The sequence below is a fragment of the Bacillus sp. FSL H8-0534 genome (assembly GCF_038005885.1).
Taxonomy (GTDB): domain Bacteria; phylum Bacillota; class Bacilli; order Bacillales; family Bacillaceae_G; genus Bacillus_A; species Bacillus_A pseudomycoides.
Genome location: NZ_JBBOUC010000003.1, coordinates 159081 through 177823, shown reverse-complemented (window position 1 = coordinate 177823; position 18743 = coordinate 159081). Strand labels below are relative to the sequence as shown.

14 protein-coding genes and 10 pseudogenes are annotated in these 18743 nt (G+C 32.6%); 10 read left to right on the top strand and 14 right to left on the bottom strand.

Annotation, left to right across the window (positions count from 1 at the left end; genetic code table 11):
• Positions 1-16 precede the first annotated feature (16 nt).
• Entirely contained in the window at positions 17-157 is a 141-nt protein-coding gene (locus MHH71_RS29295) for a hypothetical protein (protein WP_167535700.1), read from the top strand.
• 202 nt (positions 158-359) lie between these two features.
• On the opposite strand, the pseudogene MHH71_RS29290 reads toward MHH71_RS29295, so the two are convergent.
• A pseudogene (locus MHH71_RS29290) lies at positions 360-784 on the bottom strand (DDE-type integrase/transposase/recombinase).
• Positions 785-868: 84 nt separating this feature from the next.
• Positions 869-1057 (bottom strand): annotated as a pseudogene (locus tag MHH71_RS29285) (DUF4158 domain-containing protein); the annotation flags it as partial.
• A 191-nt stretch (positions 1058-1248) separates the two neighbouring features.
• Here MHH71_RS29285 and MHH71_RS29280 point away from each other — a divergent pair.
• Positions 1249-2250 (top strand): annotated as a pseudogene (locus MHH71_RS29280) (sensor histidine kinase).
• 969 nt (positions 2251-3219) lie between these two features.
• Positions 3220-3495 carry a hypothetical protein gene (locus MHH71_RS29275; protein WP_340725685.1) on the top strand — a complete coding sequence of 92 codons (276 nt, stop codon included), beginning with the start codon at positions 3220-3222 and terminating at the stop codon, positions 3493-3495.
• 67 nt (positions 3496-3562) lie between these two features.
• Here the strand turns inward: MHH71_RS29275 and MHH71_RS29270 are convergent, their stop codons facing one another.
• The 7 genes and pseudogenes from MHH71_RS29270 to MHH71_RS29240 all read right to left on the bottom strand — a co-directional run bounded on the left by MHH71_RS29270 (position 3563) and on the right by MHH71_RS29240 (position 7727).
• Entirely contained in the window at positions 3563-3796 is a 234-nt protein-coding gene (locus tag MHH71_RS29270) for a YuzF family protein (protein ID WP_003202925.1), read from the bottom strand.
• A 239-nt stretch (positions 3797-4035) separates the two neighbouring features.
• Complete coding sequence (locus MHH71_RS29265; protein WP_018767989.1) at positions 4036-4269, bottom strand: hypothetical protein; 234 nt, start codon at positions 4267-4269, stop codon at positions 4036-4038.
• A 298-nt stretch (positions 4270-4567) separates the two neighbouring features.
• Complete coding sequence (locus tag MHH71_RS29260) at positions 4568-4714, bottom strand: BC1881 family protein (protein WP_000738547.1); 147 nt, start codon at positions 4712-4714, stop codon at positions 4568-4570.
• Positions 4715-5261: 547 nt separating this feature from the next.
• On the bottom strand, positions 5262-5723 hold the full coding sequence (locus MHH71_RS29255) for a CarD family transcriptional regulator (protein WP_018783411.1): 462 nt from the start codon (positions 5721-5723) through the stop codon (positions 5262-5264).
• A 215-nt stretch (positions 5724-5938) separates the two neighbouring features.
• A pseudogene (locus MHH71_RS29250) lies at positions 5939-6499 on the bottom strand (acyl-ACP desaturase); the annotation flags it as partial.
• 41 nt (positions 6500-6540) lie between these two features.
• Entirely contained in the window at positions 6541-7422 is an 882-nt protein-coding gene (locus MHH71_RS29245; RefSeq protein ID WP_006096990.1) for an IS3 family transposase, read from the bottom strand.
• Positions 7423-7430: 8 nt separating this feature from the next.
• Entirely contained in the window at positions 7431-7727 is a 297-nt protein-coding gene (locus tag MHH71_RS29240; protein WP_006096989.1) for a transposase, read from the bottom strand.
• Between the two features lie 780 nt (positions 7728-8507).
• Here MHH71_RS29240 and MHH71_RS29235 point away from each other — a divergent pair.
• The 3 genes and pseudogenes from MHH71_RS29235 (at position 8508) to MHH71_RS29225 (ending at position 10968) form a co-directional block, all read left to right on the top strand.
• Complete coding sequence (locus tag MHH71_RS29235) at positions 8508-8657, top strand: hypothetical protein (protein ID WP_006096988.1); 150 nt, start codon at positions 8508-8510, stop codon at positions 8655-8657.
• A 667-nt stretch (positions 8658-9324) separates the two neighbouring features.
• Positions 9325-9994, top strand: a pseudogene (locus MHH71_RS29230) (IS6 family transposase).
• 584 nt (positions 9995-10578) lie between these two features.
• Positions 10579-10968 (top strand): hypothetical protein, encoded by a 390-nt coding sequence (locus MHH71_RS29225; RefSeq protein WP_006096986.1) that lies wholly within the window; start codon positions 10579-10581, stop codon positions 10966-10968.
• A 63-nt stretch (positions 10969-11031) separates the two neighbouring features.
• On the opposite strand, the pseudogene MHH71_RS29220 reads toward MHH71_RS29225, so the two are convergent.
• Positions 11032-11145, bottom strand: a pseudogene (locus MHH71_RS29220) (IS6 family transposase); the annotation flags it as partial.
• Here MHH71_RS29220 and MHH71_RS29215 point away from each other — a divergent pair.
• Together MHH71_RS29215 and MHH71_RS29210 are read left to right on the top strand one after the other, a co-directional pair.
• A pseudogene (locus tag MHH71_RS29215) lies at positions 11141-11443 on the top strand (transposase); the annotation flags it as partial. The pseudogenes MHH71_RS29220 and MHH71_RS29215 sit on opposite strands and share 5 nt — an antisense overlap.
• A gap of 148 nt (positions 11444-11591) precedes the next feature.
• Positions 11592-11699: pseudogene (locus MHH71_RS29210) on the top strand (IS6 family transposase); the annotation flags it as partial.
• 64 nt (positions 11700-11763) lie between these two features.
• Here MHH71_RS29210 and MHH71_RS29205 read toward each other — a convergent pair.
• From MHH71_RS29205 to MHH71_RS29195, 3 genes and pseudogenes are all read right to left on the bottom strand, one after another.
• Positions 11764-12495: pseudogene (locus MHH71_RS29205) on the bottom strand (Rpn family recombination-promoting nuclease/putative transposase); the annotation flags it as partial.
• A 24-nt stretch (positions 12496-12519) separates the two neighbouring features.
• Complete coding sequence (locus MHH71_RS29200) at positions 12520-12960, bottom strand: hypothetical protein (RefSeq protein WP_006096984.1); 441 nt, start codon at positions 12958-12960, stop codon at positions 12520-12522.
• A 231-nt stretch (positions 12961-13191) separates the two neighbouring features.
• A complete protein-coding gene (locus MHH71_RS29195; protein WP_033799756.1) occupies positions 13192-14352 on the bottom strand; it encodes a tyrosine-type recombinase/integrase in 1161 nt (386 codons plus the stop codon).
• Between the two features lie 354 nt (positions 14353-14706).
• Between MHH71_RS29195 and MHH71_RS29190 the strand changes: the two genes are divergently transcribed.
• Both MHH71_RS29190 and MHH71_RS29185 read left to right on the top strand, forming a co-directional pair.
• The gene (locus MHH71_RS29190; RefSeq protein WP_340725684.1) at positions 14707-15690 is read left to right on the top strand and encodes a DNA-binding protein; all 984 of its coding nucleotides are present in this window, start codon (positions 14707-14709) and stop codon (positions 15688-15690) included.
• A gap of 206 nt (positions 15691-15896) precedes the next feature.
• Positions 15897-16784, top strand: coding sequence for an Rpn family recombination-promoting nuclease/putative transposase (locus tag MHH71_RS29185; protein ID WP_003209727.1), 888 nt, complete (start codon positions 15897-15899; stop codon positions 16782-16784).
• Between the two features lie 400 nt (positions 16785-17184).
• Here MHH71_RS29185 and MHH71_RS29180 read toward each other — a convergent pair.
• Positions 17185-18615: pseudogene (locus tag MHH71_RS29180) on the bottom strand (IS4 family transposase).
• Positions 18616-18743: the final 128 nt, after the last annotated feature.

The following is an 18743-nucleotide window of genomic DNA, read 5'->3' as shown; positions in this document are numbered from 1 at the left end:
TAAAGAAGAAAGACCTTTGTTAATCCAGACATTATCAAAACATGTTTCAGACCAAGATGCTGAAAGTATTACAAATGCATTTTATCTTGATAGAAAACCTCAATCAAAAGAACAAAAAGAACTTGTAGCCAATCACTACAAGTTCTTTTTGAGATAATGTTAATAAGGGACAAACAAACTATTTCAACAGAAACATAGGGGACACTATTTGATGACTGGTTTGACAACTTCATTATATAACAAATATTAACATTTGAAGATTTTAATTTTGAATATTTTGTGAATTAAGAAAACGGGGTTCTGGTACAAAGATAAAATTAAAGAGAATATAGCTCATATATTTCTAACGGAATTCTATTTTATGCTGTAAGCCCAAACAATCGATGGATGAATTCTTTCTGGTTTTGGACAGACTGATTCCGTAAATCAATCTGTTCTTTTTTAATCATATGCATAGCTTCCACTCCTGCAAGAATGGATGTAGCTGTGCCAAAAGACTTGAACCCTAACATAGAACGAACACGTTTCTTAATAAAACGATGATCTTGTTCCACTATGTTATTGAGATATCTAACTTGCCTTAGTTATATGCCTTCAGGCATATCTAATTGAGGTCCGTATTGATGAACCCAGCGCATAATGGTTGTGTGAGCGATAATCCTCTTTCCTCCATCATTTCCACCAGGTTACGAAAGCTCAAATTGTACCGCAGGTACCATCTTACTGTTAATAAGATCAGTTCAGGCTGATAATGTTTCCACTTGAATAGATTTTTCTTTTCCATACTGATCACGTCCTTTTTTAGAATACTAGTATCAGTATGTCCAAGTTTCAGAGGTTAGTTACATAAGTCTTATAGTTTTTGCACCAGAGCCCAAAGTTGTAAAGCAAACCCTAACTTATTCTGATCTCTACGATAGCGTTTAATAATTTCGATATCATGTGGAGACAAGGTGTAATAACTTCCTAATTCATACTCACTAATTTGTTCTGAAATGGATACAAACTCTAAGCGTTGATCTAGTGTCAATAATTCTCTTGCACGTTTTGAGGACATATTTTTCTTCTTTCTAAAATGCAAGAAAATACCTTGTCTAAAGTATGCTGTAGCTCAGTGGATGTTGGATTGAAGTATTTTCTTGTCATGCTAACATCTTTGTAAACTATTAATTTAACTACTCATTTTCTCCATTAGATTATCAGTTGGCCATAGTATCTTACGATACAGTGTCATACGAGAAATACAATATGAAATTACGGAATCAATTGTTATTGATGAATCTATTAAGCACCAGCATTATGGTAATTGCTATCTGGTATAGCGAAATGAAAATGTTACTTAGACCGGAACAAACGCAGCTTTTCATAGGAATTGTAACCGTAGCAATGGCGCTTTCAACGATGATTTACTGGTTATTAACACGCTCTATTACGGAATCTATTCAAAATTTAATTGCATTAACGAAACAATTTAGCGATAGACAATTTGGAGCGATGTATAGAATTGGACGAGGACCACATGAGTTTAAAGAATTAGCGGCAGCTTTTCAACAAATGGCTAAAAAATTAAAAGAAGGGTTTACTAAATTAGAAGAAGGAGAAAAAGCACGTACAGAGCTCATTGCGAATATTTCACATGACTTACGAACACCTATGGCTAGCATACAATTGATGATTGAAGCATTACAAGATGATGTAATTGCAAATCCCGAAATGAAAACACAGTACTTAACGACAATCCATAAAGAAATAAAAAGATTAAGTGGATTAATTAATGACTTATTTGATCTTTCTAAGTTAGAACTTGGATAAGAAGATTTTTATCCAAGTTTCACACATATGGATCGTATTCTATTAGAAGTACTAGGTTCACATTCTATTTTATTAGAAGAAAAACAGATCCATTTGCAATTACAAGTTTCTGATACATTGCCGAAGCTCTGGATTATGCCTTGTAAGATAGCACGGGTTATCAGTAATTTGTTACATAATGCAATTCGATATTCTCCAGTGTCTGGAACGATTGAGTTAATTGTAGAGGAAAATAAGCAGAAGCATCACGTTCAATTCATTGTACGTGATGCTTCTGCTTATAGTGATCAACTGCGCATATTTGAACGTTTTTTTAGAACAGATCCATCAAGAAGCTCACAATCTGGGGGATCTGGACTTGGATTAGCCATTGCACAATCATTAATTGAAATGCACAAAGGCAAAATTGGTGTACGAAATCGTTCAGATGGTAAATAAGGGAGTGAGTTTTGGTTTACTCTTCCTGTTACATCAGAAAAAAAATAAGATTATGCAAGACTTTTGTAACATTTATGAAAGCAAATTGAAAGGGATATATAATAAGATGAATATATCAAAGGTGATTTTATTTTAACTCAGAAGTAAAAAGTATAAGCAATGTACAATATAATCTTATGTTTTATAGTTTCATCTACCTCAATAAGTGCAATTAAAACATATGATTTAAATTTATTTGCTCAGATATGCTAGAAAAATAAGCCTGAGTAACCCCTTTCCCCTTTATTTTCGAAATCACTTTGAAAAATGACATGGAATTCATATTCTATGTCATTTTTAGTGTAATTAATAAAATTTTTGCTTTCTATATTATTAAATTGTTGCATTAATACTTCTAATACTGATTGTGTTGCAGTACTTATAAATACTCAATAATGAATGCATATAAAAATCGCTTCTTATGAAAGTAATCTATCAAACTAGGTTCATATTTTATCATTTTTCCTCTTCTTCTTTGTATAAATCTTGATATTCTGTCAATACTCTTGATGACATGATACTTTTCCAATCCCCCTTGGAAAGCCGAGCAGTTAGCTTTTGCTAGCTGCTTTTTTTGTTCCTCAACATCAAACAAAATGGTTCTGGTGCAAAAACTCTTGTTAGGGGTCACCATACATGCCTATCTCCCGAAAAGGTTGCTTTTTTCTTAGATTGTTTAGAAAGAATACCGTTTTTTGTATTTAGGGGTAGTGAAAATTCTTAAGTTGATGGGCATGGGGCACCATATCAAAAAAAGAAAATTGTACGTTTAGACATAATTTAGACACATTTTATCCGGTTCCCTGTACGTTAAGGGATTAGTTTGTATATTTGAGGAGATGTACTAGACAGATGTGAATTTAGGGGAATCCAATATTTTCTATTCAAATATGATAGAATAGAAATATATACAAAACGGAGGAAAAACAAATGAACTCAATCACAAAACAGTTTATTAATGATATCCGGCAAAGAAAGAACAATTATTTAGAAAATGTATTAATAGCAATACAACACCCTAAAAAAGAGCAATCTGAACAGGTCATTCAAAATATAGTAGAGAAGATGGATATGATGATTAGTTTAGTTACTACTTACATGAGTATTGAATCAGGATCTATGGAAGAATTAAAAGAACTTCAGGAAGAAATTATTCATGCTCAAGCATATATTCAAAAAAGAAAATTTGAAGAAACACAGAGATAAAACCCTGTGTTTTTATTTGATCGTCTATGACGCCAATCTGTTATAAATCAAATTAGATGTAATTTGATCATTGTTTTGGCATAATCCATACAATTTGTTGAATACGTACAATATACGGTACCGTATCTTCAATGAGCAAATGATCTGGTTTCACATCCTTTAACTTGCCTCTTACATTACCTCTTACAGTTTCAATAACCACAAGTTTACCAATTACTGATTGTAATGTCTGATATACGTAGGGGTTAGGTACACTTACCATATTTTGTTCACTAAAGTCATTTTCCTCCAAATAACTCATTCTATAAGACTCCTTTCTAACTTGCATTCTTTCTCCTAATATATGATATAAATCTTATAAATATGCTAGAAGGATAATTCATTATATGAACGAAAATAACATTTTAATAAGGTACGTTTTCTATTCCTAAATTACTAAAAAATTATTAATATAAGATTATTTTTTAGTAATTAATAGGTACTGATATAGGGATATTTTAAATGTACATTTAGGTTGTTCTTTTCAACATATTTATCATTTTAAATACGCCCTTTATTAGAATACTGCTCATACTTTTTTTGAGATCCTTTAGTAATACGTGCGTTAAGTAAAATTGCTAACAACAAAAACACTCCATATTTTCCCCCTGTAGCTCCTATGATAATCACACTACTACAAACAAGTACAATTAATAGGAGAAACGAAACTAAATAAATACGGTTATAGTTCTTTGACATCTTCTCGTATTTTATGCGTTCTTTCCTTGCATCCATCTAAATTCCTCCTTTAAATTATCTAATTCACTATAAAATAAATATCGCTCTTAAAAAGAAAACACTCTATCGTTTCAAATAATTAGTTTGTTTTTTTATCAACTAATTTATATAAGATAAAAAGAAATACTACCAATATTAAGCTTTCCACCATGATAATCCCGACCCTCTCCTTCCTTTTAACCCCATCACATCCGATGAAATTTATGTATATCCTATTATTATCAGCAACAAACAAAAAGGATCTTCCCTTCGCGTAAAGGCTGATCCTTTTCTTCGTTCATTCAACTATTTTTAGCTATTCTTGATTAATTAGAATAACAGCTGGTCCATCTACACGAATTCCACCAACTTCGATTTTTTCATAAGGCTCAACTGTAATAGAAATGATCCCTTCTCGCTTCTTTAATTCATTACTTAATTCTTTTGTTAACATTTTTTTCATGTGTGCACTCCTTCTTACTGCTTAATTTACTGTTGTTATGTAAATGAAATTTAAAATGGTTTCCTGGTCAGGAAACCATTTTCTTGTAGTTGACCATATAGTGTTATCAATTCGTTTATCAATTTTACGTAAAGAAGATAAACAATTATTATTCACTTTTTCAGTAGATGTAAGAAATTCTTAAAGATAGAGATGAGATTGATTGTTTTTTCTTCTAGAAATAATGACTTAGATATATATACCTAAAACAATGAAAGCCCTACCTCTCTTTCATCCTTACGGCTCCTTGTCCGTACCAGTGTGAATCAGGATTGCAAAAATCAAGTGACTATTTGATCGAGTTATTTGATGAAACTTCAAACGTTCGTAAAAAGAAATTTAAATAATAAAAATGGATTAGATTGTAGAAATAACAAAAGAGGTTAATGCTCTAAAAGTGAGTTGAAGAAGTTGAATGTCTTTGAAATGATTTACTTTTAATAATAATCATATTCCCAAAAAATTCAGGATATTTTTTGGGGATGTAATACATTATCTATAATGAACCTTAACAGAAACTTTTTAATTGATTTTCAGTGATCCCTTTAATTAATCCCAGTTCACTAATCAAAAATTCATGTGCGTTATCCAACATTTTTTTTTCGCTTGTATTAAGTGCTTTTTCTTTCTTCATACGCATTAGATCACGTACAACTTCAGCACCTTCTTGTATTTCACCCGTTTTTATTTTGTCCGTGTTTACTTTATATCTTTGTTTCCACGGGAGTAATCTATCTGATTCTCCATGCTGAAAAATGTGTATGATGTGTTTTAATGCAAGTATATCAGTAACTGGACGTATACTCGAACTCAATATTTTACCCGTAGGAATCAAGACTTGCATATTACTGATTGACATTTTTATGACATAATACTGTTGTTTTTCCCCTGAGAATTCTTTTTCTTCTATGGCTTCAATTATACCTGCTCCGTGCATTGGATAAACAATGTTATCGCCAATTTGAAACATATAATCCACCTCCATATATGGTAACCTTCTTAAGCTTAACATATATGTTATTTTTTATCAAATATTTAATAATATCATAAATTTATTTTTAGTGTCAATAACTTTTTCTTTAAAAATTAAATTAAGTAAAACGGCCACAAAATAATAGGGAGCGTGCCAGATTTCCAATAAAGAGAAGGGGAATTTCCCCGCGTATATTCTGAAACCTCTACTAATTAACGTAGATCAGTTTTCCCTTGAAAACGACCAAATCGATCCCGTATTTTTTTCAATCTTGTGTGGTACTCCAAAATCTCAATTCTTGCTTTTTCAGCTAGAGGTGCAATTGGTCGTAAGTCTTTTAACCCCCAATAATCCACTACTACATCAAGTACTTGATCAAAATATTGCAGCGGCCCATAGTTAGCTTCTTTTGCAATCACAGCCATTCTATTTTCAAAATCAGGCATGACAGCACCTGGCATTTTAAAATTCATAATCACATTGGCAATATGATAGCAATAATTAGGTTCCAATTCCAAATGTGTTCGAATGACGTCTCGATAAAATGCATAATGAAGAGTTTCATCTTTTGCAAGACGGCGTAATAATGTAGCAAGATCTGGATCATGCTTACTTGCAACCTTAGCTACATTATTGTAAAACACCATCGTTGCAAGTTCTTGTAGCGTCGTATACGTCATCGCTTCGATTCGTGTATGAAAATCAGGTTCAAATCCACCCTCAACGACTGACTTTCTTAATTCATGTAATCTTTTAGGGTTCACACTTCGAGTGTACTGACCCCTGTCAAGTAGACAGTAATTAAAACGCATAGTTAAGAAGCCTGAGTTCGATATTCGTATGGACTCAGGTTTTTTAATTTCTTTTGAAAACGATGATAGTTATAAAAATGAATATATTTATGTACGGCAAGTTTAACTTCTTCTACTGAACGAAATGAACTCAGATTAAAACATTCCGCTTTGAAATGACTGAAGAAATTCTCCATACAAGCATTGTCCCAACAATTCGCCTTTCTAGACATATTAGCTTTCATCTTATGTTTTTTTAGGAAATCATTATATTGGCGTGAAGTATACTGGAAACCTTGATCACTATGTAAAAGAATCCCTTGTACGTCTCGTCGTTTTTTGGCCTTGTTTAGCGTATCAATAACTAACTGTATATCATGACGATGGCTAATATGATAAGCCACAATTTCATTATTATAAAGGTCCTTTATGGCAGACAGATATAGCTTTTTCCCATTGAAAATAAGATACGTAATATCTGTTACCCATTTTTCATTTGGTTGTACAGCTTTGAAATCTCGATTTAAGTAATTCTTTGAGACTACACATGCTTCTTTTGATACAAAATAAGGTCGTTTTTTTCTGATAATCGCTCGAAGCTTCATCCTATTCATTAGCCTTTGAACTCGCTTATGATTTACAATGAGCTCGTGTTTCATCCTTAACCACACAGTTATTCTTCGATATCCATAGATACCCTTCACTTGTTTATAACATTCCATAATTTTTTCTTTTATTTTTCCATCTTCTATCTCCTTCGGAGAAGGATTGCTTTGTCTTTTTAACCACTTGTAGTATCCGCTTCTAGATACTTCCGCAATTTTACATAGTAGCTGTATTGAACGCATACCTTTGGACATTTCTTGTATCACCTCATATTTTTTGTATGCCGGTACAGCTTTCATCCCTCCTTTTACATTCCCAATAGCTTTTTTAGCATTTCGTTCTCTGTTTCTAGGTATTTGATTCTTTCTGTAGGATCCTTTGGACAATTTCTAGGTCTCCCTTTTTTTCCTCCAGTAGCCTTTCCACGTTTTTCTTCTAAACCTTTGATTCCCTCGTCTTTGAAACGTTTTACCCATCTACGTACGTTTTTTTCATCAATGCCTAATTCTTTTCCTATTTTGGTATGCCCCATGCCTTCTTTAAAATATAAATCTATCGCTTTTTTCTTAAATGTTTCATCATATGTTCTTTTAATTTTCCCCATAAAAAAATCCCCCTTATAATAGACAGGATATAAAGCTTTCTTTTTTCTGTCTACTATAGGGGGATCATATCACTTATGATTCGGTTTTCTATCTATTTGCGCTAAGAGATTCTCCAAACTCAGATTGATGATGTCGCTTAGAATAAGTAAAATCACCGTTTTGTGCACCGAGGACCATGAAATGAACGAATTTAATATTTTTCGGCACCAACCATCCCAATAGAGTAAAGTCTATTGGGATAGATTGTTGAACCTGATGTAAAGGTATTTCACAGCGTCTCATGGGACTTGTTTCAAAATAGGAGAGAGAATTTAAGAAAGGTAGGTTATGTCTTTATTGTGCAAATTAAAGATTATGAAATAATGCATAATTATCAAAAAATACACGAACCGAATATTAAATGTAGTAAAATATTACTTGTGGATACATTCTATAAAGCAGATTCGTTTTTAAAGGCGTAACACATCAATAAATTAACTTTATAGATGTGGTGTCATTCTACATTGATCTCAATTCTCTTGTATTTGTACACTAACAATCTGGTATAAATAATTGATTCTGTTTTATAGGATGTGTTTACACGTATAGGTGGGGAAAATACGGATATATTCATATTAAATTGAAATGGTTCAAGTCAGAGAAAGACACTCGAGAGGGTGTCTTTTCTTATTAGGAATCACCATACATACCCTTTAATTTAAGAAATTTTAATACCCCTCAAGTACTAAAAAACGTTATCCTTTCTTAACAAGTTAGACTAGAAAGGATGACGTTTTTTTATGAATCTCTCGATTCACGGTGAACTACAACCATTTGCCGAAGAATTACAACGATATACCGTTTCAAAAGGTATACCAAAAGGTACCCCTTTTGGTATTACGCAAATTAATGCCAACATAGCATTCCAAAACATCAAAAATATATTTTAGGAACGTTCTTAAAACATTAATACCTTTCGGTACATGCTTGCTTATCCTCAAAGAAATCATCCGTTTGTAAAGATACACCTTTTTAAACGCTCGTTCGCTTTTTAGGACGGTTCATTTGTAAAACTCACCAATTGTGACTTTGCGCATAAATAATATAAGGATTAAATACCTGAATATTTACAATATTTAGTATAAATAATATCAATTTACTATAATATGTAATTTATGTAAAATCGTAATTAAGCTAAACTCTTCTTTAAATTCTTGCCCCTAACAAGGATTTAAAGACCATGCTACTTTTAGCTACAAATGCGTAAAAAGAAAAAAGCCAAATCTATACAGAATTTGGCTTTTTTCTTTGGAGTTCATGTAAATAACAACTTGAACCCACTACTCTTTTTCAAATGTAATTGTATTTTATCATATTTTAAACGTTTTGTTGTTAAATTTTTTAACTTATCAGGAAGTTCCGGGTGAATATTTGGAACAATCTTTAGCCTATGATCTTGCCCCCTAACTACTTGTATATAATAGAAAGTAAAACTAAGTTCATGACTTTTTATAATTTGTAAAATTAATCATTAGTATCAATTGCATCCTGGGTTCTGTTGCAAAGTTTTCTAAGCAAAATTAAAATGTAAGAAAAATGATTCGAGGAGTATGATGCATGAGATATTTTAAAGGAAAACAGTTCAAGCAAGATATTATTTTGGTAGCTGTCGGCTACTATTGCCGTTTTTCTTTAAGTTATCGTGATGTATCTGAAATAATGAAAGAACGGGGGATTTCAGTTCACCCTACCATCATCATGCGTTGGGTGCATGAATATGGGAATTTGATCTATCAAATCTGGAAAAAGAAAAATAAAAAGGTACAATCGTCGTGGAAATTAGATGAGACTTATGTAAAAGTGAAAGGAAAATGGTGTTATTTATATCGAGCGATTGATAACGATGGCCATACGCTCGATATTCAACTTCGTAAAAAGCGAGATCATCAGGCGGCATATGCTTTTATGAAAAGATTGGTGAAAGCTTTTGGAGAACCAACGATTCTCACAACTGACAAAGCTCCAGCACTACTTTGCGCGTTTAACAAATTAAAAGAACACGGCTTTTATAAACGTACAACTCATTGTACCATCAAACATTTGAACAATCTGATAGAACAAGACCATAGGCATGTCAAACGACGTTTTTCAAAATCTTCGTCATGCTTCACGTACCTTGAAAGAAATCGAAACCATTTATGCTATATATAAACGAAACCGCAGTTTACAGCCAAACTGCGGTTTTTCAACGTACAAGGAATTACATAAATTATTAGTCACTGCCTAAATGGTTCCCCTCATTTATCAATATCTGTCTCTGCCTTTTTAAACTTTGCAACAGAACCCATAATTTTTTCGGAAAAAAATTGACCTTTTTTTAAAATATTCCTTTATCCAACACAACATAGCCTTTAGCATATTTGTGAATGAATCTGTCCATTCAATCAAACGAGTACAACCATACGGTCCAGAAGCCTCCGCTTACACGAAGAAACGTTTAAAGGGACGACCGAAGTTTGACGTTCAACAGCGTGACAGATACGGATATCTATGTGAAGCTCCAAAAACAAACAAGGGATGCTAAGAAAGGGATTTGGGAAGAAAAATAATTTTAGAGAACAATAGTCTCGGATTTTTCTAAGGTTGTTTTGTTTTTAATTCCATTGCAATATTACGATATAAATTACTGATTTTTACTCTAATTGAAATTTTCCAATTTTTATGAAATAAATGTTGATTTATTTCTGCTCATATATTAAATTATAGGTAATAAATGGGTATTGAGTAGCTGCGCAGCTTTCAATATAAAAAATTGAGTCATGCATTTTCTTTTCCCTTGGATTAAAAATTAAAGGAAGGAATGTGATTTATATGAGAGTTGCAAAGCTTGTAGTATCTACTTTTGTTTTAACTATGATGTTGTCTATGTTTTTATTAGGTCATGGACAACATGCTCACGCTGAACTTAATGATTGCCCTGAAGGAGCTTATCATAGAATGATAGCAAAGGGTACTGCTGTTGTTGAAGATGAAAATACAGGAGATCACCTATTTACTGGAACCTTCTTCAAGTGCAAAAATTGCGGAGATTGGATAGTAACTTCGGGATATCCGCAGTCCAGAGGATCGATTGGTGATTATATAACAGAAGGAAAAATCACTGGTAGTTGGCGAGAGTCTACTAGTATTGAAGTAGACCCTGATTACGTGCATTACACCAAGGATACTAGACTCCCTGGTTATAGGTTCTATAAGTTCTAAGGTTCTGGTGCAAAAATCATTTGATAAAGACATAGAAACCTACATAGTCTGTTCAATGGCAGATTATGATGCAATTCCAAACAATTTATGTATGAACCTAACTTCATTTTGGGTAGACTTCACCCACAGGTGAAGTTGTCCTTTTTTCATCATATGCATGGTTTCAACGCCACTCAATGCATTTGCTGGTATTGATATACGTCGTTTTCAATCAGGTAAAACCTTTTTTAAAGATAAAATCAATAAACGTAGAAATAAACATTTGCGGAAGATCCTGTTTCTCATCATCCAGAACATGATTAAACAACGACGTTACGGACAAAATCATATTGTTGAGTATTACGATAAACTAAAAACGCAACCTTATAACAATTGTCATAAAGTTGCGTCCATTGCATGTGTAAATAAGTTATTGAAGCTCCTCTTCTATCTCATTACACATAATATATACTATGATTATCGGTTAACCGCCTGAAATCATAGTTTCATTCATCATATCATATTCTCCCCCCTAGTAAAAAAATGAACACATATTAGGGGTATTTGGTTTACAATATAATTGACATAAAATCTCTGACATTTAATGAATTAGAACTCTGAAAAACATTTGACTAATCGTAAGAAAAGCTATCGAGACCATTCATGCCCTATATAAACAAAGGCGAAGTCTTCAAAGAGACTCCGCCTTTTCAACGTACAATGAACTTCAACAATTACTAGCTACTTCCTAAACATTGTTCCTCATTTACCAATCTGTTTATGCTTTTTTCAAACTTTGCAACAGAACCATTATCATTATGATTTTTGTTCTAAAATACGTTCAATTTCTTCTACACTTAAATTACTTGCTTTTGCAATTGTTTCAACTGGAACTCCAAGTTCATTCATACCTTTAATCATTTGTATTTTCCCTTGTTGTACACCTTGTTCTATTCCTTCTTGAAGTCCTTCTTTTTTTCCTTCATTATGTGCATGCGCAAACTTTGCAGCCTCATCCATTAAAGCTTTTTCCCTTGCTTCATATGCTTGACGGAAAGAAGAATCTTGACTCATACGTTCCCACTTATTCATTGCTTTTTGTAAAATCGGATCTTGGTTCATCGCAATGTCCTCCAATGTTTGTGTAAGGTGTTCATCTTCATTTGCTGGCAATAATAGTAACCAGCGTACAAACGAATCCTCCCACGGATTTACTTTTTCTTCGCGCCATTGTTGCATTAGCTTTGGAATCTCTACAACGTGCACCTCTATATCATCGCTCAACATTCTTTGTTGTTGTCTATTCCGGAGTATTCCTGTTGTATGAAACTCATCATATTCTGGGAACATGACGAAATTTAATAAGTTTATGGTAATGGTTTTATGAAGTGAACTATAAGGCATTCCTTTTTGTAATTGAGATGTGTATAGCTTTCCCCAATAATACAAACTACGTTTAATCATATCGTGATTATTATTGAGCAGAATTTCTACATTTACATTTGTACCCGTATCTAATGTAGCTGAAACATCTAGAATGGACAATTTATGTACGTAAGATATTTTGTCTTTTTAATCATGCACTTGCATAGAAAGATAATAAATTCCCTTATTGGTTACGAAGACATATTCTTCATAACTACAAGCATAATAGGCTCCAATATCTAATTTTACACAATAAACTGCTTTAATCCCTTGTTTAAATGTATTCAATAACTGTTCTATTATAAATTCCTTCGGTGTTAGTTCTTTCAAATCATATCCACTTGGTATTGTTCCGAACCAATACTCTTCACCTTCAGGGAATTCACAAGAAAGGAAATCCTGCTGCCATTCTTTCAACTGTATAAGTTCTATTGTGTCTTCACTAGTAGCTTTTATATCCTTTTTTATAAGCTCACATATATCTTCTTGTGTATTTTCTGATAAAAGATATAGCCTATAATCATTACCTACGCCATCATATTCATTAACCTTAGCAAAATCACTTAAAATTCTATGTATCTTTTCCATTTCTAATCTCCTTCGGCAATAATTAGGAAATAGTTCCACCTTCATTATAGCAAGGTTCTACACGCTTCCCTATGGATATGTTAATTGTTTAGGGAATCTTGGCGAAGAACTAATGAATCCTTATAAGAACAAACAGAAAAAACAGGTAGATAATCAATTTTAATTATATAAAAAATACATAACTAAAAACAGTGGTATTGAAGCTGTTTAATACAAAATATAGCGATATAATTAGAATTCATCTTCCGAAATTAGATTTCCAGCATCATTATCTTTCGTTAATCGTTGTTTCAAATAATTTTCTTTTGTAGTTCTATCATTTTTATGACCAACTGCAGCTGCGATTATATGAGGTGCAAGCCCCTTGTAATCATATAAGTACTGTACATAAAAATGTCTAAAGAAGTGAGGGGTAATTCTTATATTCTCTGTAAAGGCTAACTTGGTATCCTTAATGACTTTAGAAACATATTGTGACAAGTAATTCTCTCTATAAGCTGAATGGTTCTTTGTTTGAAATATAGTCCCACCATTTTTATTCCCAATGTTTATAGGTAACCTTCTCCGGATTCGAAATGCAACAATACGATTAAAAATCTCCTTATTAATAGAAACAATCCGTTCATCATCCCCCTTTGTATCTACTGTTAAATAATAACGTCCACGTATATCGTCATACTCAAGATCTTCCCACTTTGCATGCGCAACTTCTGCAACACGTAACCCTGTAGTAGCTAGGACCGATAATAAAGCGTAATTGATCTCATTATCCTTATAGTAATGAAGCAACTGCTTCACTTCCTCATATGATAACTCGCGTTTTGGTTTATGGTGTTTATTAACGGTCGTACTTAGAATTTCCACATGAAGAGGTTCCTGGATATATTGAATTTCATATAGCCATTTCAAATACGAACGGATCACACCAAGTTTCCGACTAATCGTAGATGCTTTGTATTTCTCTTTGGATTGATAGGAAACAGCCTCCTCCGACAACCACCTCTGATAGTTACGGATATGACGTTTTCGTAGATTCCTCCATATACGATCATCTTCGTAGTCTTTTACATCTTGTTGCAGAAATTCTGTGCTTTTTGTAACAAAGAAATAGAATTGACTTAGATCACGTGCATATAAAACACGTGAATTATCCTTTATCCGTTTTTCCTTATCAAAATGAGTTTGTCGGTTTAAATAGTAGTACAGTATTTCTTCATCAGAAAAACTATCATATGTTTGTTTATCTTCTCGTTCATTGTTTTCTTTTCTTTGCTCCGCTTGTTTTAGAATATCTTCATTCCAAATTGCAATTATATTTGCAAATTCTTGTTTTTGTTTTTCAATAATTTCTAAAGAACTATCCTTATGTAGTGTATTTATTTCAAATTTCATCATATATCAACTCCTAAAGGAATTACACTCTATTATTATTATAACCTATATACATGTAAAACTAGTTATATAAAGAAATTAAACTTTAATTATTAGTAAATGAATAACAACTATAGAAAAACGCCCATTTTCTATAGTTGTTATACGTTTACTTTTATTCATTCTTGTTTATTCGTTTTTCACTAAAGTAAAAATGAATTTAATTATAAATTATATCTCGTTATTAGATATCAATTTAAATAGTTTACTTTTTATTTATGTTATAATAAATTTAAATTATATATTTTATAAATTATAATTTACATAATAATATTATTTCTTATATATATAAATGGAATCTTAGGGGGAACGTAAATGCTTAGTACATATGAAATAAATATGACCACGAATGAGGTAAAAAAGTACTTAGATATTAGTCACTTCACATTTAATAATTTAATGAAACAGGGACAACTAAATCCAATTAATAAGGATACATGGCGTTTAGATGGAAGTTTTTTATTTAACAGGGAAGAGGTAGAGAAATTAAAAGGAGAACTTGAGGTAGAAGGAATTACTTTATATCAAGCAAGCAAAGAGTATCATATCAGTATGTATCAACTCGAAAAATGGATAGAAGAGGGAGAGTTAGCTTGTACTATACAGGAGCATCGTAATCGTAAAACAAAATTTGTAAAAGAAGATGACATCCGTGAATTAGTGCAACAAATAGAGCGGAAAAATACGATCTATACATACTCACAAAAGCATAATGTAGTATTATTACAAAGGTTTATGAAAGGGAATACGTTAGCACGTATTATCTCGATTCCAAAACGTGGAGATATCATACTTCGTGATGAATTTGGGAATGACATAACATTAGGGGATGCAATAAAAGTAGGATATGAGCCTGCCTATGTTTTATCTGATCAACCGCGAAGTCATCATCAAAGATTTGTGAAATTTCGCTTCCCTAAATCTGATCAATTACGAAGTGATATTTTTCGATTTACTGATCTCATATTACAGTATGTGTCACCGAGAAACTTAAAAATATCAATAGAAGATGAATTTTGGTATTTTGATATTCGTCAATCTCTAGTATCATTACCATCTGGAATGCAGACCGAATGGATGGATAGTTTAGCACCCTATATAATAGAAGGAAAACTGATACAACGTGTTAATCACAGTGTATATTTAGATAGTAATACCGTAACAAAGCCGGTAACTCTCACACGTAACGAGTATAAATCTATAACAAAAATTGTAGATGAAACAAATAGTTCCATCGAAGAATTTATTAAAAATGCAATTCAAGATAGAATTAATCAGCACTTACTTAATCAAAAATAAAAAAACGTCCCAAAAAGTAAAGGTTTTGGAACCATATTAATTAGGGATAATTACAATTGAATGTTGTAACTTTTTAGTGCTCCAAAAATTGATGACAAAAGTGAGTTTAGAAATTTGATTCATATTTGTATAAGTTTGCATGTCCAGATTGTTTTTATGTACAATAAAGAAAAAGAAATAGCATTAGACAGAGAGAGGAAAAACCTGTGTCCAATCAAAAATTAGTAAATTTACGCATCGATTTTGCTTTTAAGCAATTATTTGGTACAAATGGTAGTGAGGATATTCTCATCGCGTTTTTAAATGCGATGCTACAAGATTCCTTAGAATCACCTATTGTTTCTTTACAGCTAGAAGATCCACATTTACATCGAGAACATGAAGAGGATAAATTATCGATTTTAGATATTTCAGCTACATTAGATACAGGAACAAAAGTAAATGTAGAAATACAGCTCAATAATAATCACGATATGATCAAACGAAGTTTGTATTATTGGGGGAAGCTATTCACATCGCAATTGCAAAAGGGGATGCCATATAGTTCTCTTCATAAAACTATCACCATTAATCTGTTAAACTTTGTGATGTTTCCAGAATATGAAGCGTTTCATACAACAGGAATCCTGTGGAATAAGCAACAACAGAAGATATTGAGTGATGATATAGAAGTTCATATGGTTGAGATTCCGAAGTTAATGCAACAGTGGCGGAATGAACAAGTAAATCCCTGGGAAGATTCTTTTGTTCGTTGGTTATTATTACTTCCAGCGAATGAAGATGAACACTTAACTCAAACATTGGAGGACATTGCCATGAATCAAGATCCAATTTTACAAAAAGCAATGAATAAGTGGGAACGCATGAGCCAGGATTCTTCTTTCCGACAAGCCTATGAGGCAAGGGAAAAAGTGTTAATGGATGAAGCTGCAAAGGTTGCTCATGCTCGTAATGAGGGGAAGAAAGAAGGAATCCAAGAAGGAAAAATACAAATGATTAAAGGTATGCATGAACTAGGTGTACCACTCGAAACAATTGCTAAAGCAAGTAAATTAAGTATAAATGATATTGAACGTATTTTAGAGGAGAAATAAAATAAAAAAAGCACATAAAATGGGGATAACATGCGCAAGAAAATAGTAATTTAGGTAACTTAACCATAATATAAAAGCTCTGATTTATGGCGCTTTTTCTTTTTTCTCAATAAACAATATAGATAAATATGGTAAAATGGTAAGTGGATGGGAGTCCACATACATATTATTAAAATTAAGATGGTTCAAGTCGGAGAAAGGTACCTTAGGGTGCCTTTTCTTTTTTAAACGGACCTGCTCATATATCATTTAAAAACATAGGGTAGCACCACATTGCTATCAACCTAAGCTTATGCAAAGGCAATTATAGTAGAGGTTTTTTCTTTTTTCTAAAGGCTACATGTAGGAAATTTAAAGATTTGCATACGAAATAAACCCTAACGGGTTTCATTTTTTTGATTTAAGCCGCTTGATTATCAGACATGGTACAATTGTAAACGACACCTAATATATCAAAGACTGTTTTCTTCTCATATCGATGAGATTTTCGCCCGTTTTGCTGTAGGAGGTTGAATAGGCGAATTAGTACCTTTGATAGCTCTTGGGTGTCCTTTTGTATTGTTTGGAACAGAAGAAAAAAATAGTCCTTAATCATATATATGGCTTTATATTCACTGAGCTCTTGCTTTTTCTTCCTGAGGAGCAATTGACGCATTTGAAACATGATGGAAGAACAGAGTAGAATGGCAATTAATTGACCATATAAATAGCACTCCAATCGTTCTGATTTTATCTTTTTACAATGATGAATGCGAAAGAATGATTTCCACGTTTTAAATAAAATTTCTATTTACCAACGCAAAGAATACAAATCATGTACTTGTCCCATCGGGACAATTTCTGTAGGGGTATTTGTCATATATACATTAATACCACTGAGTCGTTTACTACGAGGAGAATACTTCATTCCTTTCTTCTTTTCTCTTACAACTTGATCTTGTAATCGTTTTTTTTGTTGTTCTTTTGTTAATCGATGTACAATCACACGAGTCGGTACTTTATCCTTCATTCCTACATAGGCTTCGGATATTTCACATGTTTGTCCTGGCTGGAGGGAGTTCATTAAGATTTCCATATCTATCTGTATATACTCTGTACCTTTCTTGATTCTTCCATCTTGAAAGTAATCAGGGTTGGGGTTTTTATGATAAATGCGTGTATTCGATTTGATACGAGAGATATAGTAAGCCTTTTTATCTTGTATATGTTGAAGATCTTTCAAATGAAAATAACCTAAATCTCGGATACATAAATCATTCGCTGTTACAGTTGGGACACACAGAGAACCGTAGGTTCGATCATGTTGTTTACCTGGACCTGTATAAATATGTAGGAACTGTCCGCTTAGCAGGTCATACTCAAGTTGAATTTTCATCCCAGCTGTATGACTGCATCCTCCTGCACCTGGATAAACGAATGAAAAGATATCTGGAAGTTGAAATGCGGTGGAATCCAGAATTCGAATACGCTTGAAAACAGAAGTGAATGGAGAAGAAATCGGTATAGATGAGGCCAATTTTTTGCTTAGTAGTTCGGCTAGTATGTGTTGTAAAAGTTGGACGGCCGCTTTATTAAATCGTTGATTCAGTCCCTCAGGACTGATGAGTACTTCTGTTGATGCTTCTAAACGGCTAGATAGCTGAGTTAAAGAAGTCTTAGCGACATTTTGAATCATCCATACACATAAAGCGACTAAATCTTTTGCTTGGTATTTACTGGTTCGTTGCACGAAACCAATATCTCTAGCAAGATCTCGTAAGATATTTGGGGACAAAAAGCTTTGAATTTCTTGAGCAAATAGTTGTAATTCATCAGATACAGAAATAGACATACAAAAACGCCATCCTTTCTTATGATTCTACAGAAAGAATAGCGTATTTTTTTATTTTAGAGGGTATTTTGTTTTGTTAGGTAGATAGCGATGTGTCGATACCCCTAATATAGCTCGAAATTCTCGCT